This is a genomic window from Oceanicaulis alexandrii DSM 11625, assembly GCF_000420265.1.
GTDB classification, from domain to species: Bacteria; Pseudomonadota; Alphaproteobacteria; order Caulobacterales; family Maricaulaceae; genus Oceanicaulis; species Oceanicaulis alexandrii.
In genome coordinates this window covers 489,355-515,263 of sequence record NZ_ATUP01000001.1, presented here as the reverse complement: position 1 = coordinate 515,263, position 25,909 = coordinate 489,355, and the positions used below count along the sequence as shown (strand labels likewise).

Annotated in this window: 27 protein-coding genes; 10 read left to right on the top strand and 17 right to left on the bottom strand. The window is 61.5% G+C overall.

The annotated features are described in order from the left end of the window. Positions 1–122 precede the first annotated feature (122 nt). A complete protein-coding gene (locus G405_RS0102580; RefSeq protein WP_022699935.1) occupies positions 123–443 on the top strand; it encodes a DUF1476 domain-containing protein in 321 nt (106 codons plus the stop codon). Between the two features lie 68 nt (positions 444–511). Here G405_RS0102580 and G405_RS14785 read toward each other — a convergent pair whose 3' ends face one another. From G405_RS14785 to G405_RS0102560, 4 genes are all read right to left on the bottom strand, one after another. Further along, positions 512–937 carry a thioredoxin domain-containing protein gene (locus tag G405_RS14785; protein WP_022699934.1) on the bottom strand — a complete coding sequence of 142 codons (426 nt, stop codon included), beginning with the start codon at positions 935–937 and terminating at the stop codon, positions 512–514. A 78-nt stretch (positions 938–1,015) separates the two neighbouring features. After that, on the bottom strand, positions 1,016–2,320 hold the full coding sequence (purB, locus tag G405_RS0102570; protein ID WP_022699933.1) for an adenylosuccinate lyase: 1,305 nt from the start codon (positions 2,318–2,320) through the stop codon (positions 1,016–1,018). A 69-nt stretch (positions 2,321–2,389) separates the two neighbouring features. Continuing rightward, positions 2,390–3,676, bottom strand: coding sequence for a spinster family MFS transporter (locus G405_RS0102565; RefSeq protein WP_022699932.1), 1,287 nt, complete (start codon positions 3,674–3,676; stop codon positions 2,390–2,392). A gap of 110 nt (positions 3,677–3,786) precedes the next feature. Beyond that, positions 3,787–5,031 (bottom strand): threonine synthase, encoded by a 1,245-nt coding sequence (locus G405_RS0102560; RefSeq protein WP_022699931.1) that lies wholly within the window; start codon positions 5,029–5,031, stop codon positions 3,787–3,789. 36 nt (positions 5,032–5,067) lie between these two features. Here G405_RS0102560 and G405_RS0102555 point away from each other — a divergent pair, with 36 nt between their 5' ends. Next, complete coding sequence (locus G405_RS0102555) at positions 5,068–5,457, top strand: VOC family protein (RefSeq protein ID WP_022699930.1); 390 nt, start codon at positions 5,068–5,070, stop codon at positions 5,455–5,457. Between the two features lie 6 nt (positions 5,458–5,463). Here the strand turns inward: G405_RS0102555 and G405_RS14780 are convergent, their stop codons facing one another. Together G405_RS14780 and radC are read right to left on the bottom strand one after the other, a co-directional pair. Next, entirely contained in the window at positions 5,464–7,224 is a 1,761-nt protein-coding gene (locus tag G405_RS14780; RefSeq protein ID WP_022699929.1) for an amidohydrolase, read from the bottom strand. 48 nt (positions 7,225–7,272) lie between these two features. Then, on the bottom strand, positions 7,273–7,971 hold the full coding sequence (gene radC, locus G405_RS0102545) for a RadC family protein (protein WP_022699928.1): 699 nt from the start codon (positions 7,969–7,971) through the stop codon (positions 7,273–7,275). Between the two features lie 197 nt (positions 7,972–8,168). Between radC and gor the strand changes: the two genes are divergently transcribed. Next, on the top strand, positions 8,169–9,572 hold the full coding sequence (gor, locus tag G405_RS0102540; protein ID WP_022699927.1) for a glutathione-disulfide reductase: 1,404 nt from the start codon (positions 8,169–8,171) through the stop codon (positions 9,570–9,572). A gap of 23 nt (positions 9,573–9,595) precedes the next feature. On the opposite strand, the gene G405_RS0102535 is transcribed toward gor, so the two are convergent. Then, positions 9,596–9,781: a hypothetical protein gene (locus G405_RS0102535; RefSeq protein WP_022699926.1), complete on the bottom strand. Its 186-nt coding sequence runs from the start codon at positions 9,779–9,781 to the stop codon at positions 9,596–9,598. Positions 9,782–9,965: 184 nt separating this feature from the next. On the opposite strand from G405_RS0102535, the gene G405_RS0102530 reads away from it, so the two are divergent. Both G405_RS0102530 and G405_RS0102525 read left to right on the top strand, forming a co-directional pair. Further along, positions 9,966–11,339 carry a class II 3-deoxy-7-phosphoheptulonate synthase gene (locus G405_RS0102530; RefSeq protein ID WP_022699925.1) on the top strand — a complete coding sequence of 458 codons (1,374 nt, stop codon included), beginning with the start codon at positions 9,966–9,968 and terminating at the stop codon, positions 11,337–11,339. A gap of 22 nt (positions 11,340–11,361) precedes the next feature. After that, a complete protein-coding gene (locus tag G405_RS0102525) occupies positions 11,362–12,408 on the top strand; it encodes a flavin monoamine oxidase family protein (RefSeq protein ID WP_022699924.1) in 1,047 nt (348 codons plus the stop codon). A 93-nt stretch (positions 12,409–12,501) separates the two neighbouring features. On the opposite strand, the gene G405_RS0102520 is transcribed toward G405_RS0102525, so the two are convergent. Then, a complete protein-coding gene (locus tag G405_RS0102520) occupies positions 12,502–12,768 on the bottom strand; it encodes an HU family DNA-binding protein (RefSeq protein WP_028284481.1) in 267 nt (88 codons plus the stop codon). Between the two features lie 208 nt (positions 12,769–12,976). Here G405_RS0102520 and G405_RS0102515 point away from each other — a divergent pair, with 208 nt between their 5' ends. Next, positions 12,977–13,168, top strand: a complete 192-nt coding sequence (locus G405_RS0102515; protein ID WP_022699922.1) for a hypothetical protein — start codon at positions 12,977–12,979, stop codon at positions 13,166–13,168. On the opposite strand, the gene G405_RS0102510 is transcribed toward G405_RS0102515, so the two are convergent. The 5 genes from G405_RS0102510 to G405_RS0102490 all read right to left on the bottom strand — a co-directional run bounded on the left by G405_RS0102510 (position 13,153) and on the right by G405_RS0102490 (position 16,365). Then, the gene (locus tag G405_RS0102510) at positions 13,153–13,464 is read right to left on the bottom strand and encodes a hypothetical protein (protein ID WP_022699921.1); all 312 of its coding nucleotides are present in this window, start codon (positions 13,462–13,464) and stop codon (positions 13,153–13,155) included. The genes G405_RS0102515 and G405_RS0102510 overlap by 16 nt on opposite strands. A gap of 44 nt (positions 13,465–13,508) precedes the next feature. Next, positions 13,509–13,883: a hypothetical protein gene (locus G405_RS0102505; protein ID WP_022699920.1), complete on the bottom strand. Its 375-nt coding sequence runs from the start codon at positions 13,881–13,883 to the stop codon at positions 13,509–13,511. 57 nt (positions 13,884–13,940) lie between these two features. Further along, positions 13,941–14,372, bottom strand: a complete 432-nt coding sequence (locus G405_RS0102500; RefSeq protein ID WP_022699919.1) for a PaaI family thioesterase — start codon at positions 14,370–14,372, stop codon at positions 13,941–13,943. Positions 14,373–14,575: 203 nt separating this feature from the next. After that, positions 14,576–15,577 (bottom strand): NADP-dependent oxidoreductase, encoded by a 1,002-nt coding sequence (locus tag G405_RS0102495; RefSeq protein WP_022699918.1) that lies wholly within the window; start codon positions 15,575–15,577, stop codon positions 14,576–14,578. Further along, positions 15,574–16,365 carry a DUF3667 domain-containing protein gene (locus G405_RS0102490; protein WP_156861330.1) on the bottom strand — a complete coding sequence of 264 codons (792 nt, stop codon included), beginning with the start codon at positions 16,363–16,365 and terminating at the stop codon, positions 15,574–15,576. The genes G405_RS0102495 and G405_RS0102490 overlap by 4 nt, the downstream gene beginning before the upstream one ends. A gap of 162 nt (positions 16,366–16,527) precedes the next feature. Here G405_RS0102490 and gltX point away from each other — a divergent pair, with 162 nt between their 5' ends. Then, complete coding sequence (gene gltX, locus G405_RS0102485; RefSeq protein WP_022699916.1) at positions 16,528–17,880, top strand: glutamate--tRNA ligase; 1,353 nt, start codon at positions 16,528–16,530, stop codon at positions 17,878–17,880. Between the two features lie 719 nt (positions 17,881–18,599). On the opposite strand, the gene map is transcribed toward gltX, so the two are convergent. The 4 genes from map to sfsA all read right to left on the bottom strand — a co-directional run bounded on the left by map (position 18,600) and on the right by sfsA (position 22,432). Then, on the bottom strand, positions 18,600–19,424 hold the full coding sequence (gene map, locus G405_RS0102480; protein ID WP_022699915.1) for a type I methionyl aminopeptidase: 825 nt from the start codon (positions 19,422–19,424) through the stop codon (positions 18,600–18,602). A gap of 102 nt (positions 19,425–19,526) precedes the next feature. Then, entirely contained in the window at positions 19,527–21,131 is a 1,605-nt protein-coding gene (locus G405_RS0102475; RefSeq protein ID WP_022699914.1) for a M28 family metallopeptidase, read from the bottom strand. A 93-nt stretch (positions 21,132–21,224) separates the two neighbouring features. Beyond that, positions 21,225–21,719 carry an acyl-CoA thioesterase gene (locus G405_RS0102470; RefSeq protein WP_028284480.1) on the bottom strand — a complete coding sequence of 165 codons (495 nt, stop codon included), beginning with the start codon at positions 21,717–21,719 and terminating at the stop codon, positions 21,225–21,227. Between the two features lie 11 nt (positions 21,720–21,730). Next, positions 21,731–22,432 carry a DNA/RNA nuclease SfsA gene (gene sfsA, locus G405_RS0102465; protein ID WP_022699912.1) on the bottom strand — a complete coding sequence of 234 codons (702 nt, stop codon included), beginning with the start codon at positions 22,430–22,432 and terminating at the stop codon, positions 21,731–21,733. 71 nt (positions 22,433–22,503) lie between these two features. Here sfsA and G405_RS0102460 point away from each other — a divergent pair, with 71 nt between their 5' ends. From G405_RS0102460 to G405_RS0102450, 3 genes are all read left to right on the top strand, one after another. Then, positions 22,504–23,265, top strand: coding sequence for a competence/damage-inducible protein A (locus G405_RS0102460; RefSeq protein WP_022699911.1), 762 nt, complete (start codon positions 22,504–22,506; stop codon positions 23,263–23,265). A 129-nt stretch (positions 23,266–23,394) separates the two neighbouring features. Then, positions 23,395–24,015 (top strand): ATP-dependent Clp protease proteolytic subunit, encoded by a 621-nt coding sequence (locus G405_RS0102455; protein WP_022699910.1) that lies wholly within the window; start codon positions 23,395–23,397, stop codon positions 24,013–24,015. A gap of 282 nt (positions 24,016–24,297) precedes the next feature. After that, positions 24,298–25,485 (top strand): tyrosine-type recombinase/integrase, encoded by a 1,188-nt coding sequence (locus G405_RS0102450; RefSeq protein WP_022699909.1) that lies wholly within the window; start codon positions 24,298–24,300, stop codon positions 25,483–25,485. Positions 25,486–25,909 lie beyond the last annotated feature (424 nt).

The window sequence follows — 25,909 nt, the reverse complement described above, 5'->3', positions numbered from 1 at the left end:
GCTTACATCAATATCTGTGCTGAAGCCTGTTTCCGCTCAGGCTTACGCGATTGATAATCGGCGCTGCTACGGCTAACTCTTCAGGCAGCAGTTTTGATGTCTGGGGTTGAAGGACCACCGCCATGTCAGGTTTTGATGATCGCGAAAACGCGTTCGAAAACAAATTCGCTCACGATCAGGAGCTCGAGTTCAAAGCGGTTGCGCGCCGCAACAAGCTCCTGGGTTTGTGGGCCGCCGAGCTGATGGGCCTGACCGGCGATGACGCCGAAGCCTATGGCAAGGAAGTCGTCAAAGCCGATTTCGAAGAAGCCGGTGATGAAGACGTTTTCCGCAAGGTGCGCGGCGATTTCGACGCCCGCGGCATCGAGCAGACCGATCACCAGATTCGTCACAAGATGGAGCAGCTGCTCGAAGAGGCCCGCGAACAGGTTCTCAAGGGCTAACCGGTCTGGCTCTGATCTGAAATGAGTGACGGCGGCGCAGATCCTGCGCCGCCGTTTTCATGTCCGGCTTACAGTCCGAACGCCTCGCGGTCGGCGATTACCTGCAGGGCGTGATCCAGTGCGCCGCGAATGTCTGCGTCTGAATACGCCATGCTGATGCGCGCCAGAACATCCCCCGTGTCGCGGTCGATCAAAAGGACAAAGCCGGTCGCCCCGGCTGTCGCCTCGTAGACCGCGCTGACGCCTTCCTGACGCGCCCGCCGCGCCAGTGCGCCGCGCCGACCGAAAGAGCTGTCAAAGCGCACGCGTTCCAGCGGCGCTTCCGCGTAATCAGCCATCACCGCCTCATAGCGCGGCTCCAGTACCTTGCAGGGCCCGCACCAGTTGGAGCGAAACAGCGCCGCCACCAGACGCGGCTCGTCGCTCGGGGCCTGAGCGAGTGCAGATGAGGTGAGCAGCCAGAAACAAAAAGCTGCAAATAGGCGCAGTCCCATTTTATCTCCTGAACGAAAAAGACCGCGCCATCATAGGCGCGGTCTTTGAAGTGATCATTCACAACACAGCGAGCGCAATCAGTGCGCGCCAAAGACACGATCAAAGATCATGTCCACATGCTTGAAGTGATAGTCTTCGTCAAAGCAGGCTTCGATCTGAGCGTCTGAGAGCAACGCCGTGACGCCCTCATCGGCTTTCAGGTGTTCGACCAGCTTGCCGCCCTCATCCCAGGTTTTCATCCCGTTGCGCTGAACGAGGCGATAGGAATCCTCGCGCGAGGCGCCGGCTTGCGTTAGCGCGAGCAGCACGCGCTGGGAATTGTGGATGCCGCCATAGGTCTCAAGATTCTCCCGGCAGCGGTCCTCGTGCACGATCAGGCCTTCAATCATCGAGGCGGTGCGGTGCAGGGCGAAATCGAGATGGGCGGTGGCGTCGGGGCCGATGCCGCGTTCGACGGAGGAGTGTGAGATGTCGCGTTCATGCCAGAGCGCGACGTTTTCCATGGCTGGAACGACCGCCGAGCGCACCAGGCGGGCCAGACCGGTGAGGTTCTCGGTCAGGATCGGATTGCGCTTGTGCGGCATGGCCGACGAGCCTTTCTGCCCCTTGGAGAAAAACTCCTGCGCTTCACGCACTTCCGAGCGCTGAAGATGGCGCACTTCAACCGCAACGTTCTCGATGGCGGACGCGATCAGGCCCAGCGTTGCGAAAAAGGCGGCATGGCGGTCGCGGGGAATCACCTGGGTGGAGATCGGCTCGACGCTGAGATCCATCGCCTGCGCCACATGGGCTTCCACGGCCGGGTTCACATTGGCGAAGGTGCCGATGGCGCCGGAGATGGCGCAGGTGGCGATCTCTTCACGCGCTTGAACCAGACGCGCGCGGTTGCGGTCGAATTCGGCGTAGAAGCGCGCGAATTTCAGCCCCATCGTGGTGGGCTCGGCGTGGATGCCGTGGCTGCGGCCGATACAGGCGGTCATCTTGTGCTCGAAAGCGCGCTTTTTCAGCGCCGCCAGCACCCGGTCCATGCCCGCAAGCAGCAGATCAGACGCGCGCTTGAGCTGCACGGCCAGGCAGGTGTCCAGCACGTCCGAGCTGGTGAGCCCCTGGTGCACGAAGCGGGCGTCATCGCCCACTAGCTCAGCCAGATGGGTGAGGAAAGCGATGACGTCGTGCTTCACCTCGGCTTCGATCTCGTCGATCCGGTCGACGTCGAATGTCATGTCCTTGGCTTTCCAGACCGCCTTGGCGGCGTCGGCCGGCACGACGCCCAGCTCGGCCAGCTTGTCGGTGGCGTGGGCCTCGATCTCGAACCAGATGCGGTATTTCGATTGTGGGGACCAGATGTCGGCCATTTCCGGCCGGGTATAGCGAGGGATCATGGGGCGCGGCTCTCACGTCTGACGAAAGGGGCGGGTTTGCGCGCAAACAGCGCCAACCGGCCCGCTACGTCAAGTGCGCCGCTTCAGATCGCGCTTGAGCGCATAGCCCGCCGCCACGAACAAGACCGCCGCCAGGGCGAAGGCCGAGCTGCCCGCCATCAAGGCCAGACGCAAGGCTTCGCCTTCGCCATAATGGGGGCGCAGCGCGTCTGACAATGCGCCGACGGCCAGCGGTCCCAGGCCAATGCCGATCAGATTGTTGAAGAAGCCGATGATCGCCGCCACCGCTGCGCGAGAGGCGGGCGGGGTCATGGTCTGGGTGGCGGCCAGCCCCGGTCCGATCCAGGCATAGCTGAGCAGCAAGGGGATGGCGAAGAAGAGCAGGGTGGTCTGGCCGTCTTGCGCCATCAGCCCGCCGAGGAAGAACGGCACGGTCAACAGCAAGGTGACGCCTGGAATGACGCCATAGGCTTCAGGACGTCCCGGTCCGACGCGATCCGCCATCCAGCCGCCGGCCACCGAGCCGATGAGCCCCAAAGCGAACAGCGGCGACAGACCGGCGCCCACCTCTTCCAGCGTCATGCCCTGAGAGCGGATCAGAAAGGAGGGCGCCCATTGATAGAGGCTATAGCCTGCAAACGAGGTCACCGCGGCGGCGGCCGTGAACAGACGCAGGGACGGGGTGGCGAACACGAGTTTCAATGCGCCCAGCGCATTGGCTTTCTGGGCGCGTAGGGCTTCCGTGTCGAACATGCCGCGCTTGGGTTCCTTGACCAGAACCAGCAGCACCAGCGCCAGCAAAACGCCCGGCAGCCCGACCAGAATGAACGCCCAACGCCAGTTCAGCGCATCGGCGATAAAGGCGCCCAGCGCCGAGCCCGCGGTGAGCCCCAGGCGCGCGCCGATCGAGAACAAGCCGATGGCGAAAGCGCGCTTTGAGGGCGGAAAATAGTCTGACAACACCGAATAGGAGGGCGAGACGCCGCCCGCCTCGCCTGAGGCGACGCCGATGCGCGCCAGCAGCATCTGGACGAAATTGCTGGCCAGGCCGGACAGGGCGGTGAACATGCTCCACACGACGCAGGCCGCGGCGATCAGGCGGATGCGGTTGGTGCGGTCGGCCAGAATGGCGATGGGGATGCCAAGCGTGGCGTAAAACAGCGCGAAGGCTGTGCCGCCCAGCAGAGCGAGCTGTGAATCGCTCAGATTGAGATCGACCCGGAACTCTTCCTGGAGCACCGCAAAGACCTGCCGGTCCATGAAATTGACCAGATAGACCACGAGCAAAACACCAAGCGCGGTCCAGGCGTTCCGGGCGGCCGGCCGTTTGGCGGTGAAAGGCGCTGGGGTGCTCATTGCGGTCCCTTAGGCTCGAATCAGAGAGGCCGGGGTTATGCGATAGGCAGGTGATTCAGTTAAAGGCTCGTGTGCATTACGATTCAGTGAGGCGGATTCAGTCTTTCAAGTCAGCCTTTAAGCATGTCCGGTGTGATGGGCTTTGTACGATCCAGAGAGCGCGCCGGATCAGGCAGCGGGTATTTCAGGCCCGAACCGCAATTAAACAGCACCATCTCTGAGTCACGCTCCACCAGACCGCGATCCAGAGCGGACTGAGCGGCCGCCAGCGTCGCCGCGCCTTCGGGGCAGAGCAACAGACCGTCCTCGCGCCCACAAAGTTGCCGGGCGGCTTCGATCTGGGTTTCGCTGACCGACAGCGCTGCGCCGCCGCTTTGGCGTACGGCGCGCAGGATCAGGAAATCGCCAATGGCCTTGGGCACGCGAATGCCGGCGGCGAAAGTATGCGCGTCCAGCCATTCCGGCGCGTGCTCTTCCCCCGCTTCATACGCTTTCACGATGGGCGCGCAGCCTTCGGCCTGAACAGCGAACATCTTGGGACGTTCAGAGCCGATCCAGCCCAGCTTTTCCATTTCATCAAAGGCTTTCCACATGCCGATCAGGCCGGTGCCGCCGCCGGTGGGGTAAAAGATCGCATCGGGGAGTTTCCAGCCCAATTGCCAGGCCAGCTCGATCCCCATCGTCTTCTTGCCCTCGATCCGGTAGGGCTCCTTGAGGGTGGAGACGTCAAACCAGCCCATCTGCTCTTTCAGCGCGCCGACGATCGCTCCGCACTGATGGATCAGGCCGTTGACGCGAAACACCTTGCCGCCCTGGGCGGCGATCTCGCGCACATTCACGTCCGGGGTGTCTTCAGGGCAGAAGGAATAGGTGGTCATTCCGGCCCGCGCGCCATAGGCGGACAGCGCGGCGCCGGCATTGCCGTTGGTGGGCATGGCCATGGTTTTCACGCCATACGATTTCGCCATGGAGACGGCCAGCGCCAGTCCGCGCGCCTTGAAGCTGCCCGTCGGCAGGCGCCCCTCATCCTTGACCCACAGGCGCCCGGTCGCGCCGATCTGCGCCGCCGTGCCTGCCGCATAAATCAGGGGCGTATCCACTTCGCCCAGCGACACAACATCCTCGTCCTTCGCGACGGGCAGCAGTTCGCGCCATTTCCAGAATCCGGGCTGGTCCATGGCCGAGCGTGCGGCGATGGCGTCACGATCAAGTCGGCTCTTCATGGCCTCAAGATCATACCGCGCCAGAAGCGGCCAGCCTTCGGGGGAGAGGTTTTGCGGCGCATCGGCCTCGATGCGCGCCCCCGTCATCGAGCATTCAAGATGGGTGAAAAAATTGGACGGGGCAGCAGGCATGGGTCACCGTGAGACAGGGTAAACAAGGAGATCGACATGCCAGTACGCGGCGTCGGCGGCATATTCGTGAAGTCCGCTGATCCTGACGCGGCCAAGCGTTGGTATCAAGAGGTGTTAGGTCTGGAGCTAAATTCTTATGGGGGTTTCGACTTTCCCCATGCTGAGGCTGCTGAAACCTTTGGTGACGGCGCGCGCACCATCTTCGCCCGTTTTGAGGACGGGTCTGATTATTTCGCCCCGTCAGAGCAGGCCTTTATGGTGAATCTGATCGTCGAGGATCTTGACGCCCTGCTGGCGCGGATCAAGGCGGCAGGTGTCGCCTTGATCGGTGAACCGCAACAGTTCGACTATGGACACTTCGCCTGGCTGTTGGACCCTGACGGGGTCAAGATCGAGCTGTGGGAGCCCGCCAAGCCGAAGGCCTAGCGGCCCTTAGCGCGTCATTTGCCCCCAGGCGGCTTTGAGAAGCCGCCCCAGCCGGTCGAGCGACCATGCACGCTGGTCCACCGGGCGCCCCGCGATCCAGGTGTGCTGGGCGGTGAATTGCTCGCCGGTCTCGAGCGCCTGCACTGGGTCGCGATCAAACAGGGCCAGATCCGCGCGCTTGCCCGGCTCCAGCGATCCGATCTGATCATCCAATCCCAATTGACGGGCGGCATTGATCGTCATCATCGCAAACGCGTCTTCGGCGCTGACCGTGTCGCCCAGAGTCGCGTCGTCGGGCGTAAGCCGCGAGACCGGCAAGGTCATCACGCGCGCGGCGTCGATGGCGCTGGCGGGATGATCCCCATGAATGGTCACCACGGCGCCGCTCTCCATCGCAGCCTGAATGGGCATGTAGCGCCCGGCGCGCTCAGCCCCGAACATGGCCTCCAGACGGTGGCCGTAATAGCCGATATGGTCGGGGAAGAAGCCCAATGAGACGCCCAGTTCAGCTGCACGCTCGATCTGCTGGGGCGTCGCCAGAGCCAGATGCTCCAGACGGTGATGAAGACCGGATTGAGGATGGGCGCGCTGGGCCGCGTCGATCACATCAAGCGCCAGATCTATCGCGCGTTCGCCCTGGACGTGGAACGCCATCTGCACGCCCGATTGCTGCGCTTCAAACGCGTGCGCCAGCGCAGTCTCGGGCGGGATCGCCAGCGGTCCGCGCCATCCCGGCGGCAGGCCCAGCACGTCGGCGTTAAAAGCGCTGTCGGCATAGGGCTCAGAGGTCGCGGCGCCGCCCACAAAGGGCGAGCCGTCCAGCCATAGCTTGAGCCCGGCGACGCGGGTGATCACGGCGTCAGAGCGGGCGTGATCAAACAGGGTGTAACCGTGCGCCGCTTGCTCGGGCAGCAGGTACAACACCGTGTTCAGCGCGGGGCGGGGAGAGGTTGCGATGGTTTCAAGGATCGCCAGCGGGTCGCGTGCGCGTCCAACCAGACCCGTAATGCCGATGGTGGTGTATCCGGACCGGGCGTATTCGGCGTAGGCGTCCCCCAGGATGAATTCGAGCGCCGCATCTGAGGGCGTCGGAACTCCGGACATGAGCTGGCTGACGGCGTCCACCTCCACCACGCGTCCCGTCAGGGCGCCTGTGGCGTCGCGTTCAAAATACCCATGCTCCGGATCGGGCGTGTCTGCGCTGATGCCTGACGCCTCAAATGCGGCGGTGTTGGCGAAGGCCTGATGCATCATCTGGGTCAGGATCACCAAAGGCTGGTCAGGCGACAGGGCGTCGAGCTCTTCGAGGCTGGGCGCGTCGATATCGCCCAACAGCACAGGGTCCCAACCAAATCCAATCGCCCAGGGGCTTGGCCCGCCGCGCGCCAGCCCTTGTTCGATCAGGGCTATCACTTCAGCCCTTCCGCCCGAATGGGGACCGGACAGATTGATCGCCTGTCCCAGAAGCCCGGCGGCGAGAGGATGGGTGTGCGGCTCGATCAGGCCGGGGGTGAGGGCGCCGCCCTCAAGATCAAACCGTCTGACGTTGCGAGGCGCTGCGGCTTCGACGGCGCCCAGGTCGCCCACGGCGATGATCACGCCGTCGCGCATGTAGAGCGCATCCGCCACACCCGGTTCAGACGCGGTGCGGATCACCCCGTTGTAAAAGAGCAGGTCCTGGGACGTGGTCGCCGAACGGGCCGCCAGCGAGAAACCCGTCGTCAGCAAGGCCATAATGGCGAGCCCGGCCAGAATGATACGCAGCATGACGCGCCTCCCCGATCCCTGTTTGAGGCAGGCTAAGGCGCTGAAGGTCTAAAGCAATCCCAAACTTTTGAAGCTCGCCGTGCGTTCGCGTCCGATCACCAGATGGTCATGGACCACGATGTTGAAGGGTTTGGCGGCGCTGATGACCAGCTTGGTCATCTCGATATCGGCGTGAGACGGCGTCGGATCGCCGCTGGGATGGTTGTGCACCAGGATCAGGGCGCTGGCGTCCAGCGCCAGGGCGCGTTTGACCACTTCCCGCGGATAGACTGGCGCATGATCCACCGTGCCTCGCGCCTGATGTTCGTCAGCGACCAGACGGTTCTTCTTGTCGAGATACAACACCCGGAACTGCTCGGTGGAGGCGTGCTGCAGGGCCGTACGCAGGTAATCGAGCAAGGCAGACCAGCTTGAGAGGACCGGACGTCCCACCACCTGTTCACGCGCCATGCGCACGGCCAGGGCTTCGAGCAGTTTGAGATCTAGGGCGGTCTTTTCCGACACGCCCTTGATGTCCTTGAGCTGGTGCAGTTCCGCCGCGCAGACCCCGCCCAAGCTTCCGAACCGGGCGATCAAAGCCTTCGCGAGCGGTTTCACGTCGCGACGCGGGATGGAGCGAAACAGCGCCAGCTCTAAAAGCTCGTAATCGGCCAGCCCCTGACCGCCGGCTTCTGAAAAGCGCGCACGCAGTCGGTCGCGATGACCGGCATGGTGGGGGGTGTCAGGGATGGTTTTGAGGTCGCTCACAATCCGCGCTCATCAGTGACGGATTATCTTGATAGGAGAATTTCAGCGGCGACGCCACCTCTCAGGCGAGCGGCGCCTCTTTCAAATGAGGGCGCATAAGCGGTTTCCCCATCTTCCGCACCCATGTGATTTGACCTATCCGGTATGCAAGCACACATACGCATGCAGATTTGAGTGAATCACGAAGAGGGCGCGCAATGGCCGATCACGAGTTTGACTATGACCTGTTCACCATTGGCGCAGGTTCTGGCGGGGTCCGCGCGTCACGCCTGAGCGCCATGAAGGGCAAGACAGTCGCCGTCGCCGAGGAATACCGTCCCGGCGGCACCTGCGTGATCCGCGGCTGCGTGCCCAAGAAGTACATGGTGTACGCCTCGGGCTTTTCCAAAAGCTTCAAACAGGCCAAGGCCTATGGTTGGGATGTAGGGTCGCCGGAGTTTCACTGGCCGACCTTCCGCGACACCATGAACGCTGAAGTGGATCGCCTGTCAGGCATCTATTCGCGCAATCTCGCAAACGCTGGCGTGGAGCTGATCGAAGACCGGGCCGAGCTTGAAGGCCCCAACACCATCCGCCTGGTCAAACAGGATCGGACCGTGACGGCGAAACACATCCTGATCGCTGTGGGCGGCGCGCCCAACAAGGATGAGAGTCTGCCGGGCGTCGAGCATACGATCACCTCCAACGAGCTGTTCCATCTGCCCAAGCTGCCCAAGCATATCGTCATCGCAGGCGGCGGTTATATCGCGGTGGAGTTCGCCCAGGTGTTTGCAGGTTTGGGCGTCGAGACTTGCCTGGTTTATCGCGGCGAGACTGTGCTGCGCGGGTTTGATGATGATGTGCGCACCGCCGTCCATGAAGGCCTGAAAGAGGCTGGCGTGCGCGTGATCACCCATGCTGTGTTCGAGAAGATCGAACTGACCGACGAGGACACGAAGACCAAACGCATCACGCTCGATAATGGCGATGTGATCGAGGATGTGGATCAGGTCGTCTTCGCCATTGGCCGCGACCCCTACACCAAGGGATTAGGGCTTGAGAGCGCCGGCGTCGAAGTGAACGAGAAGGGCGCGATCAAGGTCGACAAGTTTTCCCAGACCAGCGTCGAGAACATTTACGCCGTGGGTGATGTGACCGACCGGGTGAACCTGACCCCGGTTGCGATCCGCGAAGGCGCGGCGTTTGTGGATACGGTCTATGGCGACACGCCCAACGCCTATGATCACTCAACCATCGCCAGCGCCGTCTTCACCCAGCCGCCCGTTGGCACGGTGGGGCTGACCGAAGCCGAGGCGCGCCACGAATTCGGCGAAGTGGATATCTACAAATCCCAGTTCCGGCCCATGAAGGGCATCATCACCGATCATCCTGACCGGATGATGATGAAGATGATCGTGCGCGCCTCCGATCAGGTGGTCGTCGGCGTGCATCTGGTGGGTGATGACAGCCCTGAAATCATTCAGGCGGTCGGCATTGCGGTGAAGGCGGGACTGACCAAAGCCCAGTTTGACGAAACCTGCGCCGTCCATCCCAGCGTGGCCGAGGAACTGGTCACCATGAAGGAAAAATGGATTCCGCCTGAATTGCGCGCAGCGGAGTAGCCGCGCGCAATTCGAGACACGGTCTAGCCCTGCAAGGCGGAAGTGGCGGCGCTCAAGGCGTCAGCCTGGACGTCTGCAAAGCTCTTGCTGGCGTCCGACTGGAATTCGACCGCCAGGTCTGAATGCGTGATGCTGCTGCCGCTGACCGTGAACTGTGCGGTGAAAATGGCGCCGGATTGATGAGAAATGCCTGTGATGGTGATGGTCATGAGATCGCCTCTTGCCCTGTTGGAAGTTGAATTCCCCAATAGAGGGCGCCCGAGTAAAAAATTCAACTGAGACGATAATTGTGGTGTTTACGATACAGTATGCCCCGCGAGCTTACACTCGGGGCTTACTGCGTTGCACAATCGCCGCTAATATGTCCGGCCAAATTCTAGAAAGGCGAAGGCCATGACTGTGTGGAGCCCTGAGAGCTGGAGATCCAAACCCGGTAAGCAATTACCGACTTATCCCGATATGGATAAGCTTTACTGGGTGGAATCCGAGCTCGCCAAGCGCCCGCCGCTGGTCTTTGCGGGTGAAGTGCGCCGGCTGAAAAGCCAGCTCGCCAATGTGTCCGCAGGGCAGGCCTTTTTGCTGCAGGGCGGCGATTGCGCCGAGAGCTTCAAGGAGTTCTCCGCCGAGACTGTACGCGACACCTTCCGCGTGCTGCTGCAAATGGCGGTGGTGATGACCTTCGCCAGCGCCAAGCCGGTGGTGAAAGTGGGCCGGATCGCAGGCCAGTTCGCCAAGCCCCGCTCGTCGGATAGCGAGACCATCGACGGCGTGACCCTGCCCAGCTATCGCGGCGATTCCATCAATGACATGGCGTTCACCGAAGAGGCGCGTGTGCCCGACCCTGAGCGCCTGATCCGCGCCTATGACCAGTCGGCCGCGACGTTGAACCTGCTGCGTGCGCTGGCGTCGGGCGGTTATGCCGACCTTCACAACGTCCACCAGTGGACGCTCGATTTCCTGGCGGGCAGCCCGGCGGGTGAACGCTATCAGGAATATGCCGACCGCATTGGCGAGGCGCTGGCCTTCATGCGCGCCTGCGGCGTGACGCCCGATGGCGCGCCGTCGCTGGAAGGGGTGGATTTCTTCACCTCTCACGAAGCGCTGCACCTGCCGTTCGAGCAGGCGATGACCCGGATGGAGAGCAATTCCGGCCGCTGGTATGACACCAGCGCCCATTTGCTGTGGATCGGCGACCGGACGCGTCAGCCTGACCATGCCCATGTGGAGTTCATGCGCGGCCTGGAAAACCCGGTCGGACTCAAATGCGGCCCGACGCTTGATCCTGACGAGCTGATCCGCCTGATCGACGTGCTCAACCCGCGCGATGAGGCGGGGCGCCTGATCCTGTATGTGCGCATGGGCGCGGACAAGGTGGCCGACGGCCTGCTTCCGCTGGTGCGCAAGGTGCAGTCTGAAGGGCGCAATGTGATTTGGTCGTGTGATCCGATGCACGGCAACACCCACAAGGCGGCCAATGGCTACAAGACCCGCGATTTCGACAAGGTGCTGTCTGAGCTGCGCACCTTCATCGAAGTCTTGCGCGCTGAGGACGCCGAGCCGGGCGGGGTGCATTTCGAGATGACGGGTCAGGACGTGACCGAATGCGTCGGCGGCGCAGGACATCTGTCCGAAGCGGATCTGTCGAGCCGGTATCACACCCATTGCGATCCGCGCCTGAACGCCGACCAGGCGTTGGAAATGGCGTTCCAGATTTCGGATGCGCTGAAACCCGCTCAAGGTCTCAAGCGCAGCGTCGCGGCGGAGTAGGCGCGCGCCAGAGTTCAACGCCATGCTCGACCTGATTATCGTCGGCGCCGGGATAAGCGGCCTGCGCGCTGCTGCGCGTGCGCAGGCGTGCGAGCTGGATTATGCGGTTCTCGAAGCGCGCGACCGGGTTGGAGGGCGCGCCTATGCGCAAGCGGGTCTCGACCTGGGTCCGTCCTGGGTCTGGCCCGCGCATCAGCCGCGAGTGCGTGCGCTCTTAAACGCGCTAGGCCTTCGTGACTTCCCTCAGCCTGAAAGCGGCGCCCTGCGCTATGAAACGGCGGCCGGGACCCAGACACTGGATTTTCCCAAACGCTACGCTGACGCCGCACGCCTGGAGGGCGGCCCCTTTCACCTGGCCCTCGCCATGGCGGCACAGCTGCCAGCGGCGCGGCTGATCCTGAGTGCTGAAGTCAATGCGCTGTCTATCGATGATGGGGTCGAGCTCGGCCTTGTGACCGGCGACACATACCGCGCCCGCCAGGTGATTATCGCTGTTCCGCCGCCGCTCGTGGCGGGCTGGTCGTTCACGCCGGGGCCGCCTCAGACACTCAGCGCCGCCCTGAAGCGCTGGCCGACCTGGATGGCCGCCCACGCCAAGATTTCTCTGAGCTATGACACCCCCTTCTGGCGCGAGGCGGGCTTGTCCGGCTCGGCGGTGAGTCAGGTCGGGCCGCTCATGGAGGTGGTGGATCATAGCGATGATGAAGCGGGCTGTTTCGCGCTGTTCGGATTTTATGGCTGGCCGGCGGGCGTGCGTCGACGCCGGTCAGAGACGCTTCAGGCTGAGACCCTCGCTCAGCTCGAACGTCTGTTCGGCGCCCAGGCCGCCAAGCCGTCTGAGATTGTTTTCAAGGACTGGTCGGCAGACCGCCTGACCGCGACGCCAGCGGACAGTCCAGGGCCGCGTGAGCATCCGCCTTATGGCGAGCCGGCGTTGTCGCAGGTTTGGTTTGAGGGGCGCCTGGCGTTCGCAGGCGCTGAGGCTGCGCGCAGTCATGGCGGCTTGATCGAAGGGGCGCTGGAGGCGGCTGACGCGGCTGTGGAGCGCCTGCTGGGTCCAGGTTCCTGAACGTCGATGGCGGCCATCAGCTCCCAAAACAAAACCGCCGCCTGTTAGGGCGGCGGTCTCGCTCAGCCTGATCCGCCCGAAGGCGGAAAACACTTAGATGTCTTTCAGAGCCGAAGCCGGACGGAAGGCCAGCTGGGTCTTGGCTTTGGACATCATTTTCTCGCCAGTCCGCGGGTTGCGCACTTCGCGCGCTTCACGGTGTTTGGCGTGGAAGGTGCCGAAGCCCGCCAGTTGCACGGAGTCATCAGACTTCGCAGCGCCGACGATGGCGTCAGCGAACGCGTCGATGGCGTCGCCGGCTTGGGCTTTGGTGATGCCAGCTTTGTCGGCGATGGCTTTGGCGAGTTCAGATTTATTCATCAGGGTTCCCCCCACTGGTTGGATAAGGCGGCAGCGTGAGAATCGTTCGCCGCCAACATTGGACAGCGCCATGAAGCGCGATTCTGAGCCCTGATTGCAAGGCTATACAGGCGTATGAGCTGAATTGGTTTGCAGTCCTAACGCGAAATTGCGCGTTATGGTAAACAAAGGCCTTCGAAAACGGCCCGTTGTTTGCTTTTAGGAAACCATGACCCAAGCACCTGTTTCATGGCTGAACAGAATCAGCGCGACCGGGCTGGCCGTGGCGACGGCCTGCCTGTCCTATGCAGGTTTCCTGCATATGTTCGGAAATGACACGCTGGCGGCCTTTGTGGCGGCGTGTGTTGGCGGCGGCGTTCTGGGACGCCTATACCGCATTGGGCGTCAGGGCCAGACGTAAGCGCCCAGCATAGCCGTGATCTGCATCACGATGCCGCCAGCAAATATCAGGACCATCAGCAAGACCGTCATCAACAGGCTGTAGCCCCAGCGCTTGGCGCCTGTTCCGATGACGCTGTCGGGCATGCCTCTGAAGAACGCCTGGAAATAACCTAGCATGACAAGGCACAGAGAGATCACAAACGGCAGGCCGAACTGTGTTTGAGGGATCATCAACGCCAGGCCGATGGTGCTGCCGGCGTTCAGAATCGCGAACATCAGGTTGAGATTGACGCTGAGTGACCGTTTTTCACCCATTAATCGAAGGGCCAGCACAGAGAACGCTGTGAACAGTCCAACGATCAGGGCTGAAGGAAGCCGGCGATCCGCCCGAATAGCACGTAGAACTCTTCGAGAGGCCGACCGATGAGTGTCTGCAGGTCTTGAAGTTGCTCTTCGGGAAGCTGTGTAAGCGATTGCTCCAGGATGCCGGCATGCCCGCCCCAGATCACGGACAGGGCGATCTGGGCGCCCATCAGCCCGAGAAACAAGCGGATCATAGGGGTGTACTGTTCGCGGTCACGCTCAACGATGGCTTGCATGACCGCGCGAGGCGTCGCGAACAGGGCGTACAGCGTTTTAAGGCTTCTCAAATTGAAGCCCAGAGTATCCTCGATCAGGTCTTCGTGGTCCTTGCGACCCTTGTGATCCTGCCCGCCCGGCTCTGAAACGCTCATCCACGCCCCCTGTTCTCTACGGGCGGCAATGTGGCCTGAAACGGGACCCTGATAAAGCTACTCTTCCTTGGGTTCACCGCGGCGCGGGGGATAGAGCACCATCTGGGTGCAGCGGAACACCGCGATTTCCTTGTTGTCGCTTTCGCGCCAGCAATTGGCCGACCAGATCTGGGTCGTGCTGCCCCGGTGGATGGGGACGGCCTCGCCGATGACGCGGCCTTCGCGGGCGGCGCCGAAGAAGCTGGAGCTGACTTCAATCGTGGTGAAGCCGATCGAGCGATCCGGGATGTTCATACTGGCGCCATAGCCCGCCAACGTATCGAGCATGGCGATGATGGTGGCGGTATGCAGGAAGCCTGTGGGCGCTTGCAGTTCAGGACGAACCGTCAGGGCGCCGCGAATGCGGGTCGAGCTGGCTTCAATGACATCCAGTCCAACCAAGCCGGCGAGACGGCCTTCAGCACGCGCGTTCAATTGTTCTACGTTCATGGGAACCCTCGGACGCCTGAAAGACGACCGTCCTGTCTCAAATAACGGTACAGGAAACCAATAGGGCCAAATTCTTCACAAGACGTATAACAGGCGGACCGGATGGCGAATAAATCGATACTATAAATCTGTAGTTGAGGGCGCGACGATCTTGGGTCGCGCAGAGGGCCGGATGCGCCATCAGCGCATCCGGCCCTTTGAGCTTAGAGTTTGACCAGCATTTTACCGATATTGGCGCCGGTGAAGAGGCCCATGAAGGCGTCGGGCGTCTGTTCGATCCCGTCATAGACCGTGTCGCGGGTTTTCACTTTTCCCGCCATCATCCAATCGGACAGGTCTTTGATGAATTCGCCCTGCAGATCAAAATGGTCTGACAGGATGAAGCCCTGAACCTTCAGCTTTTTGGCGATGATCTGGGTCAGGTTGGTGGGGCCGGGCAGGGGCGTGTCGTCGTTATAGCGGGCGATCATGCCGCACACGGCCATGCGGCCATGGGGCTTGATCACATCCAGCGCCGCCTGGAGATGGTCGCCGCCCACATTTTCGAAATAGGCGTCGACGCCGCCAAAGGGCTCCGCCGCGGCGCGCACGGCGCCCGCCAGATCGTCCGTCGCCTTATAATCCACCACAGCGTCGGCGCCGATCTCAGTGCAGAAATCGGTCTTCTCTTTTCCGCCAGCCGTAGCGATGACGTTCGCGCCCATGGCTTTGGCGAATTGAACGCCGGCCGAGCCCACCGCCCCGGCGGCGGCGCTCATCCACAAGGTTTCGCCCTCTTTCAGCTCGATAATGCGCTTGAGGCCGATATAGGCGGTCATGCCCGTCAGGCCCGCCACGCCCAGATAGGCTTCAGGCGGCAGCACGCTGGCGTCGATCTTGGTCAGGCCGTCGGCGGCGGCCACATAGCCTTCGCGCCAGCCTTTCATGCTCATCACCCAGTCGCCTTCTTTAAAGCCGTCGGCCTTGGACTGGACAACCTGGCCCACGGCGCCGCCTTCCAGAGGCGCGCCGACTTCAAATGGGTCGATATAGGTTTTCACCCCGATCATCCGGCCGCGCATATAGGGGTCGACCGACAGCCAGGCGTTGCGCACAACAACCTCGCCCTCAGCGGGTTCGGGCAGCTCCGTTTCCGCCATCTCGAAATAGTCCGATTTCACCGGCCCGGTGAAATGTTGCGTCAACCGGATTTCGCGTGATTTCATGGCGCTGTGTCTCCCCTTAATTCAATCATGTCCCTGACATTCAGATCAAAGCGATGCTCCATCACCTGATCAAATGCAAGGAATTGCAGAGCAACCGTGATCACTAGTGTGACCGGGGTCAACAGCATGAAGGAAAAGACCTTCAGTATCGTCCCGATCAGGCTGCTCGAATAATGCGCCGAGACGACCCGCGCAGTGACGTAAAAATAGATCACAGTGGAGAGGAAAAGACTCAGCATCATGGTCGTCTGGCTGTCTGAAACCAGAACCAGGCCCAGCATCAAGATGATCAGCGCCGCCGTCATGGTGTTGATCGTGGTCAGATAGACCAGCACCGCGCCGTACAGCGTTCGCTTGGGCGCAAATGCCTTGAACAGCAGCGCGAATGGGAAGGAAGAGATCACCATGATCGGCCAGACGAGGATGTTGAGCCAGAAGCTCCAGACCGCGTTCACCGTCGCGAGATCCGTCCCTTGCTCAACAAGCCAGGCGTCCAGAACTTCAGCGGATGCAGGCGTGACGGTTTCAATGGACTGCAGGTCTCCCCCGACGATGAAGACGGTCAGGGCGGTGTAGATGCCGAACAGAAAGATCAGAAGTCGAAGCGGCGAGGCGTACGTGTCGCGCTCCTGTATCAGAACCGCGTGGGCGACCCGTTCGGGCGCGAGCAAGCCATCAGAGAGAGTCCTCAGAAAGGACCGGTTCCAGCCCATCAGCCCGTCTAGCAATTCATCAAGCTGAGGGCCTTTCGGCCCTTGTTCCATCGGCGGCTTGGATTGTGACGTCATGGCCGTTCCCCACGGTTTAGGCGCCAGCATCGTCCTGTCCGGACAGATCATCAAGTCAGCCTGCGCACTCTGGTGTTTGACGCGCCGTTGGCGGCGGTCTAAAGCCGCGCTTTAGGTCGCGCACCAGTGCGGCGCCTCTTTATAGAAACAGAGCCGATATCCATGACCGTGAAAGTCCGTTTCGCCCCCAGTCCCACAGGCCGCCTGCATGTGGGCAATGTGCGCACCGCCTTGCTGAACGTGTTGTTCGCGCGGAGCCAGGGCGGCACGGTCTTGCTGCGGATCGACGACACGGACCTTGAGCGCTCCACCCAGGATAATGAAGACGCCATCAAGGCGGATCTCACCTGGCTGGGACTGAGCTGGGACGAAACGTTCAAGCAGTCCGAGCGCTTTGACAAATATGAAGCGGCCAAACAGAGCCTGATCGATCAGGGCCTTCTGTATCCGTGCTATGAGACCGAGGATGAGCTGGACCGCAAACGCAAGATCCAGCGCGCCCAGAGCAAGCCGCCGGTCTATGACCGCGCCGCGCTCAGCCTGACCGATGAGGACAAGGCCAAGCTCGACGCCGAAGGCCGCAAGCCGCACTGGCGTTTCAAGCTGTCAGGCGGCCGCATCGAATGGACTGATCTCGTGCGCGGGCCGAGCCATATCGAAACCAGCTCGGTCTCCGATCCTATCCTGATCCGCGCTGACGGCAGCTATCTTTATACGCTGCCGAGCGTTGTGGATGACCTGGACTCAAACGTCACTCACATCATTCGCGGCGAAGACCATGTGACCAACTCGGCCGCGCAGATCGAGATTTTCGAAGCGCTGGGCGGCAAGGGCTCGGCGCCCGCCATGGGCCATACTGCGCTTTTGGTCGGCGCGGACGGCGACAAGCTGTCCAAGCGTCTGGGCTCATTGTCCATTGAAGACCTGCGCGAGATTGACGGCTATGAGCCAATGGCGGTGTGTTCCTTGCTGGCCAAGATCGGCACGTCTGACGCCGTGGATGCGCGCGATGATCTGCAGCAGCTCGCTGACGAGTTCGAGTTCGGAAAGCTGTCGCGCACCCCGGCGCGTTTTGACCCTGAAGAGCTCAAGCGTTTGAACGCCAAGCTGGTGCACGCCATGAGCTATGCCGAGGCGCAGCCCAAGCTAGCGGCGCTGGACGCGGATGGCGGCGAGGCGGTCTGGCTGACCGTGCGCCCGAACCTGACCTTTGTGAAAGACGTTATCGAATGGGTGCGCCTGATCGAAGGCCCGGTCACGCCCGCCATCGCCGATGAGGACGCGGACTTTGTCTCCCAGGCCGGCGACATGCTGCCTGAGGGCGAGTTGACCGGCGAAAGCTGGGGCGTGTGGACCGGAGCGCTGAAAGAGGCGACGGGGCGTAAGGGTAAAGCGCTGTTCAAGCCGCTGCGCATGGCTCTGACCGGTCAGGAGCGCGGCCCGGAAATGGCCGAGATCCTGCCCCTTATCGGCGCCGAGAAAGCCAAGGCGCGCTTGAAAGGCGTCACGGTCTAAGCCTCGTCAGGATCTGACGATTTTAAACCCCGGCCTCGCGCCGGGGTTTTTTGTTTGCGTGAAGCATCTCCCCTGAACCCTCAAGTCGATACCCAGTATCTCTTTCCCGGCGAAGGCCGGGATCCAGAGATCATCAAGTGCCACGCATCCGGCTCTGGATCCCGGCCTTCGCCGGGAAAGAGGAGAAAGGCGAAACACCTTCAGCCCCGCGCTTGGACGCAGGGGAAGAGCTAAATGACGGGTCGCGCGGGAGCGGGCCGTTAGAGGTGAACGATAAGTCTTGGAAGCCATACCCGGCTCCCGCGCTGGAGATGTTTTGTCGGGATCACCGCGCGGAGACTTCTGCGCTGTCGCGCCGCCGGTGCAGTCGCCGCCTCATCAGACGCCGCTGTCCTGGACCGCTCGGTGATGATCCGCCTTTTCGCACAGAGCGTGCGTTAAACGCTCTGTCCTTGGGACATCTCGCCCCTCCCAGCCTGAACGCGCCGGCCGCCCGCCCTGGAAGGAACGGATGAGAGTATGGCTCAGCTATGAGAGGGGGCGGATAAGTTTGCGGCTGTCCCCAAACTGAAACCCCGGCCAAGCGTAGCGCAGAGCCGGGGCCTCCATCAGGATAGGGCGCTTGTCGCGGACAGAGGTCCCGGGTCTTCGCTGACGCTCGCCCGGGTAAACAATCTCTATCGTCACTGACCGGATAAACCCGCGTCGCAGCAGGGCGTCTAGCCGCAGGGCGGCTGATCGAGCCCGGCGGGGGATTTGGTGAACAGCTCGGCCCCGTCCTTGGTCACGCCGATGGAATGCTCGAACTGGGCGGACAGGGATTTGTCGCGGGTCACCGCCGTCCAGCCGTCATTGAGGATTTTGACGCCCGGCTTGCCGATATTGAGCATGGGTTCGATGGTGAAGAACATGCCTTCTTCGATCACCGGGCCTGTGCCGTATTCGCCAAAATGCAGAACATTCGGCGCGTCATGAAACAGTCGACCTAGGCCATGGCCGCAGAAATCGCGCACGACGGAATAGCGCTGGGCTTCGGCGTATTCCTGAATGGCGGCGCCGATATCACCGAAATGATTGCCGGGTTTCACCTGCTCGATGCCGCGCATCATCGCTTCATAGGTCACTTCCACAAGACGGGCCGCCTTGCGCTTGACCTCGCCGACGCCAAACATGCGCGAGGTGTCGCCATGCCAGCCGTCGAGCATGCAGGTGACGTCGATATTGACGATATCGCCGTCGCGCAGCGGTTTGTTATTGGGGATGCCGTGACAGACCACATGATTGATCGAGGTGCAGCTCGATTTGGTGTAACCGCGATAAAAGATCGTCGCGGGGGCCGCGCCATGGTCGAGATAGAACTCGCGCACCAGATCATCGAGTTGCTGCGTGGTGACGCCGGGTTTTACATACTCCACCAGCATGTCCAGCGCCCGGGCCGATAACTGGCCCGCCTTGCGCATGCCCTCAAAGTCCTCGGGCGTGTGGCGTTTGATGTGCCCATCGCGTGTTGGTGCGACGTCGAGGTCCAAGCCGGTGTCAGTCACGTCTTATCCTGTCTTTACCTGACCCCTATATAACCACGCCCGGACCGTGATGGAACATGTCCTTGGGTCCGGGCGCGCATTCAGTCGCAGTTCGTGATCGCCTTACTGGGCGAAGAAGCTGTCTTCGTTCCAGTGCGGGGTCTCATCGCTGTTGGCGATCGCCTCGATGATGGCGAGATTGATGTTGGCGAATTTGGCGCCCTGATCAAACATCACGCCGTTATCGGTCTCATCGCCGGGCGCGTGATAATCACCGCCCAGGAAGTTCAGGAAGCCCTGACCTTCGTCATCATCCGGATTGGGGCTTGAGAAGCCCGTCATCAGGAACAGCGACGGCACGCCCTGGCGGACGAAGTTATAGTGATCCGAACGGACAAAGAGCGCCTGCTGGGGCAGGGGATCTTCGGAAATGCTGGCGCCCACGGTGCGAGCGGCGGCGTCCGCGACCGGACCCAGGCTGGAATGCTCCGCGCCAAAGCCGATCAGGTCGTTGAACTCATACCGGATCACCGGCATGTCCAGATTGATGTTGGCCACCATGCCGTCCATGGCCGGGGTGATGTTGGCGGCGATATGGGCTGAGCCCAGAAGGCCTTTTTCCTCAGCCGTCAGGCCGATGAAGACCACCGGGCGGCGCTGACGCTCGCCTTCGGCCAGAGCGCGGGCGGTCTCGATCATGATCGCCGAGCCCGAAGCGTTGTCGAGCGCGCCGTTACAGATGCGGTCCACATCCTCTTCCAGACGGCAGATGCCGATATGGTCCAGGTGCGCGGTCACGATCACCGGCTCATCCGCCAGCATCGGGTCCGAGCCCGGCAGCACGCCCACCACATTGTCGGAATAGACCATTTCGCGTTCGGTCACAGCGGACAGGCTGAGCGTCTGGTTCATTGCGAAACCGACCGGCGCTTCGCCATTGCCGGCGCTTTCAAGCATGGCGGCGAAGTCCTGGCCGGCCAGCTCGAACAAGCGCGCGGCGACGGCGTCGGAAATCGTTGCGCGGACCTGCAGCTCTGACGCGGCGGACGCCGCTTCCGTGGTCATGCTTTCTCCGGCGGCATAGGGCGCCATGCGGGCAAAGGTCCGTCGGGTGAGGCCCTCAGGCGCGATCTGGACCATGCCGATGGCGCCATTGTCGGCGGCGAAGCGCGCCTTGGTGCGCGACGAGTTCAGGTGTGCGCTGACGTCAGAGGCCAGCTCGCCGGGCGTGCCGGCCAGAACCACGACGATCTTGCCGGTCACATCCAGACCTTCGTAATCGTCATAGCCCAATTGCGGCGTGTCGAGACCAAAGCCGACAAACACCGCTTCCGCTTCAATGGCGGCGTCGTCCAGCACTGCGTGCGGGGAGACGAAGAAGTCTTGGCCGGGGGCAAGCGCTTCGCCATCGAGAATGAAGCTGGCTTCGTCCTGATTGGCGGACATCACCTGCAGCGGCACTTCGGCGCGATAGCCCTCCATGCCGCCTGGCTCCAGACCGATCAGGCGAAACTGGCTTTCCATATAGGCGGCGGCGATGTCATAGCCGCGCTCTCCGGCCTCGCGGCCTTCCAGAAGGTCATCGGCCAGAAACCGGATATGCGCTTCAATCGAAGACGCATTGACAGCGGGCGCCATCGTTTCAGGTTGGGCGGTTTCGGGCGCCGGAACGCTGGCGCAGGCGGTCAGCACCAGGGCGCTGGCCGCAGCAGCGAGTGTCAATCGCATGATAGTCTCCCCTTAATCACATTGGGGCGGACTATAGGCGCGTGTGACGGCTTGAAAAACTTTCCGGTCTGTAATGCGCAGCCGGGAGCCGCCTCAGCTGCGTTTCAGCCGGGCGTCCAGCGCATCTGCGGCGGCGCTGAGATCCGCGGCCGGTTTGGCGTAATGGCGCGCGAAAGACGGGCTCATACGGGCCGGGCGACCGGTTGAAAGCTGAAAGCAGACCAGCCGCGTCACAGCGCGAAACACCGTCTCTCCGTCTGATACGCGGCGATACTGATACCAGCGTTCCGCCCGTAATTTGCCGTCAGATCGGGCGATCCAGACCGCGCAGGCGATGTCGTCGCCCAGCCGGCAATGGCCCAGATAATCGGCTTCGGTGCGCATGATCGCCATGCCGCGATCCTCAGCCCGGCAGTCTTCGGGCTGAAACCCGTCCGACGCCCAGTGCGCCCAGGCGTTCTGATCGGCCCAGCGCAGATAGACCGAGTTGTTGGCGTGATCGAAGGCGTCGATATCCTCCGCCCGGACCGTGACCGGCAGGATGAAGGGGCGGGGCAGGTCCCAGCCTGCGTCTGCTGGGTTCAACACGCTCTGCTCGCTCACAGCTTCACCTCGATTTCACGCACGATTTCGATAGCCTCCAGCGTGATCTCGCACGCCCAGGCGATGACTTCCACGCCCGCAGCCGAGGCGTCACGCAAGGCTTGCGCATAGACCGGATCGAGATCTCCCGCCGGCGCCAACACATCACAATCATTGCGCTGGACGACAAAGAGCTGCACGGCGCGATGGCCCTGACGCACCATCTCGCTCAACTCGCCCAGATGCTTGGCGCCGCGGCTGGTGACGCTGTCTGGAAATTCAGTCAGGCCGGGCGTGCGCCGCAGATGGCAGTTCTTTACTTCCACATAACAGGTCGGTCGGTCTGCACTTTCCAGCAGCAGGTCGATGCGTGAATTGGCGCCGTATTTCACTTCGCGCCGCACAGCGTCATAGCCGGACAGCGCGGGAATGGCGCCCGTGCGGATCGCGTCTTCGGCCAGCCGGTTGGGGCGATTGGTGTTGATGCCGACCAGCGTATTGTCCGCCTCCAGCACTTCCAGCGTGTATTTGAGTTTGCGCTTGGGATCATCGGTATGGCTGAGCCAGCATCGGCTGCCCGGATCCTTCAGGCCCAGCATCGATCCGGGATTGGGGCAGTGCGCGGTCACGGTCTCGCCGGTCACAAGCTCCACATCGGCCAGGAAGCGCTTATAGCGTTTGAGCAGGACGCCGGGATGGAGCGGGGCGGGAAATCGCATCACAAGACCTTGGAGAGCGGGAAGGGCGGGACCATAGTCTCCCCCATCAGCGACGCAAGAGAGGGGCGGTCATGACTGAAGCGAACCCGGACGCCGTCAGCGCCGGTATTGTGGTGATCGGCGATGAAATCCTGTCAGGCCGCACCCGCGACATCAATGTGCAGCAGATCGCCGAGTTTCTGGCGCCGCTCGGCATCGGCTTGAAAGAAGTGCGGATCGTGTCCGATGATCAGGACGCCATCGTGGAGGCGGTGAAGGCTCTGTCTGCACGCTGCACCTATGTCTTCACCACGGGCGGCATCGGCCCGACCCATGACGACATCACTGCAGACGCTGTCGCCGCTGCGTTTGGTCGCTCGATTGATGTGCGCGACGATGCGCGCGAGATCCTCGAGCACTGGTACGCCAAGACGAAAACCGAGATCACGCCCGCGCGCCTTCGCATGGCGCGCATCCCCGAGGGCGCGGTTCTGGTGGAGAACCCTGTCACAGGCGCGCCGGGCTTTCAGATCGAGAATGTCTTTGTGCTGGCCGGCGTGCCGAAAATCGCCCGCGGCATGCTCGAAGACATCGCCCCGCGCCTGACGCGCGGCAAGGTGACCCATTCGGTGACCGTCAGGCTGGAAAACGCTCGCGAAGGCGATCTCGCTGAAGCTTTGGGCCAGATGCAGGCGGACTATCCGTCTGTGTCGCTGGGCTCTTACCCCTGGTTCAAGGAAGCCGAGGACGGCTCTATCACCCGCGGGGTGGCGCTGGTCGCGCGCGGCACGGATGAGGCCGTGCTCAAGACCGTTGAAAGCGCGCTGCAGGCGCTTTGGAAACGCGCCTCTTAAAGCAACCGCGCCTTAACGTGCTGGAGGCCATGCTTGCCGTCCCGCGCAGGCCATCTTACGTTTTGGCCTGAACCCGCCTTACCGGCCCTGAGTGTTCAGGGCCTCAAGCCTTTTTGAGGACCGCCGCCGATGTCTTACGGCTATACCGACCCGATCATCCGCAATGACGACGAAGACGGCGAAGACAAGGACGCGCCGAAAACCCCTGATTATGTGGGCAAGGCGCTTTTTGAAAGCCGCACCATCCTGATCACCGGGGGAATCTCCGACAAGACCGCGCGTGAGGTTTGCGCCCAGCTCTTCGCGCTGGCGGCCAAGTCTGACGACCCGATCCTGATGGTCATCTCCTCGCCGGGCGGCCATGTGGAATCAGGCGACATGATCCACGACACGATGAAATTCATCAAACCGCGCGTGATCGTGCTCGGCTCGGGCTGGGTCGCCAGCGCCGGCGCGCTGATCTTTGTCGGCGCCGCCAAAGAAGACCGGTATGCGCTGCCCAACACCCGCTTCTTGCTGCACCAACCGTCCGGCGGCGCCGGCGGCATGGCGTCCGATATCGAGATCCAGGTCCGCGAGATGCGCTCCATGCGCGAGCGTTTGAACCAGATCTTCGCCGACGCCACGGGACAGTCGCTCGCCCAGATCGAGAAAGACACCGATCGTGATTTCTGGCTGTCGGCCAAGGAAGCGGTGGATTACGGCCTGTGCGGCAAGATCATCACCAGCCAGGACGAGATCAAACGCTAGGGATTTCATCCTTCTGCGCAATGACAGCGGGCCGGACTTGGAAAAGTCCGGCCCGTTTCGTATTCAGAAGACACAGTGTCTGATTAAGGCGCGCATGCGGGCGTGGCGGAATTGGTAGACGCACCGGACTTAAAATCTTTAAAGCCCATCTCCGACTAAATAATAAATCATTATATATCAATTAGTTAAATCATTTTCGGGCGCATCAGGCGCCCGAAAATATCTTACACATACCTTACACACTTCTTGCGCTTTGCGGAAAAGTGTTCTATTATTGTTCTCATGGCAGAACATCACACCCTCTTTGGCGGAAAGCTCCACGTCTATAAGCGGCCTAATAGCCGCTATTGGCAGTGCTCGGCTTATCTGAAGGGGAAAAACCGCCGGATGAGCACGAAGGAAGAGAGCCTTCAGCTGGCCAAGGAGTTCGCCGAAGATTGGTATCTTGATCTCCGCGGGCGGGCACGAGATGGAAATCTGAAAAACGAGAAGACCTTTAAACAGGCCGCCGAGCAATTCCGGCGCGAGTATGAGGTGATCACCGAGGGTCAGCGCTCAGAGCGCTACGTCCAAGGAATGATGAAGAAGTTAGATAACTACCTCATCCCCTTTTTTGGCGAAAAAGGTCTATCGGAAATCACGCCGGGCTTGGTGCAGGAATACCGGATTTATCGCCAGACCAACCACGTACTGAAGCCATTTCATAAGCCCGATCCTAACCAACGCCCCAATCGCAATACAATCCATCAGGAAATCGTCGCACTTCGGCAGACTTTGAAGACGGCCGTGCGTCATGGCTGGCTTGATCGCCTGCCGGATCTTTCGACGCCTTATCGGGCGAGTTCTAAAATCACGCGCAGGGCGTGGTTCTCGCCTGACGAATACAGGCAGCTGTATGAGGCTACGCGCCGCCGAGCGAAGGCGACAAGGCGGGCGCATCACCGCTGGTCATGCGAGCAGTTGCATGACTACGTGCTTCTAATGGCAAACACGGGCCTGCGGCCTGACGAAATCAAACGGCTTGAATACCGGGATGTGGAGGTCGTCGAAGATGAGGCGACCGATGAAACGATCTTGCTGATCTCCGTACGCGGCAAGCGCGGCGTGGGGTATTGCAAAAGCATGCCGGGGGCCGTGCGCCCCTTCGAGCGGCTGGTTGAACGCAATAACCCGGAGCCAGATGATCTGCTTTTCCCGAAAAGTCATGCGGAGCTGCTAAACCGTATCCTTGAGGAAGAAGGCCTCAAATTTGATCGCGAGGGACAGCGCAGGACCGCCTATTCGTTGCGCCATACTTATATCTGTATGCGACTGTCAGAAGGTGCGGACATCTACCAGATCGCCAAAAACTGCCGCACCAGCGTTGAGATGATTCAAAAATACTATGCGGCCCACATTGCCGACAGCATCGATACTGCAGCGGTAAATGTCCGAAAGCCAAAAAGAAAACGTGTAAAAGATACTGACTAGAGCAATTTCCTCTTTAAAAACAACTCGTGTTCCCGCTATACCAGTGTGGCATTCGGTTTGATCTCTCCGTGCGGACGTGGCGGAATTGGTAGACGCACCGGACTTAAGCAATTTGAGTGCGCCGGAGGAAACTCCGGACGTAGAACCGCTCAAATTCGGGGAAGGCTAAAGGGCTCGCGCTCCATGCTAATCCCGAGCCAAGCCATCGGCACCTTTGTGCCGGCGGAAGGTGTAGAGACTAGACGGGCGGCGTCTAAGCTCCGGCTTGCCGGGGTATGATGAAGGGATAGTCCAGACCCCAAACACCCGATTTCCGGGTGGCGTCGAAAGGCGTGGCAGGTAAGAAAATCCGTTGGGCATTGCGCCCGTGGGGGTTCGAGTCCCCCCGTCCGCACCACTAATTTCGAGCATCAGTGTAAATACG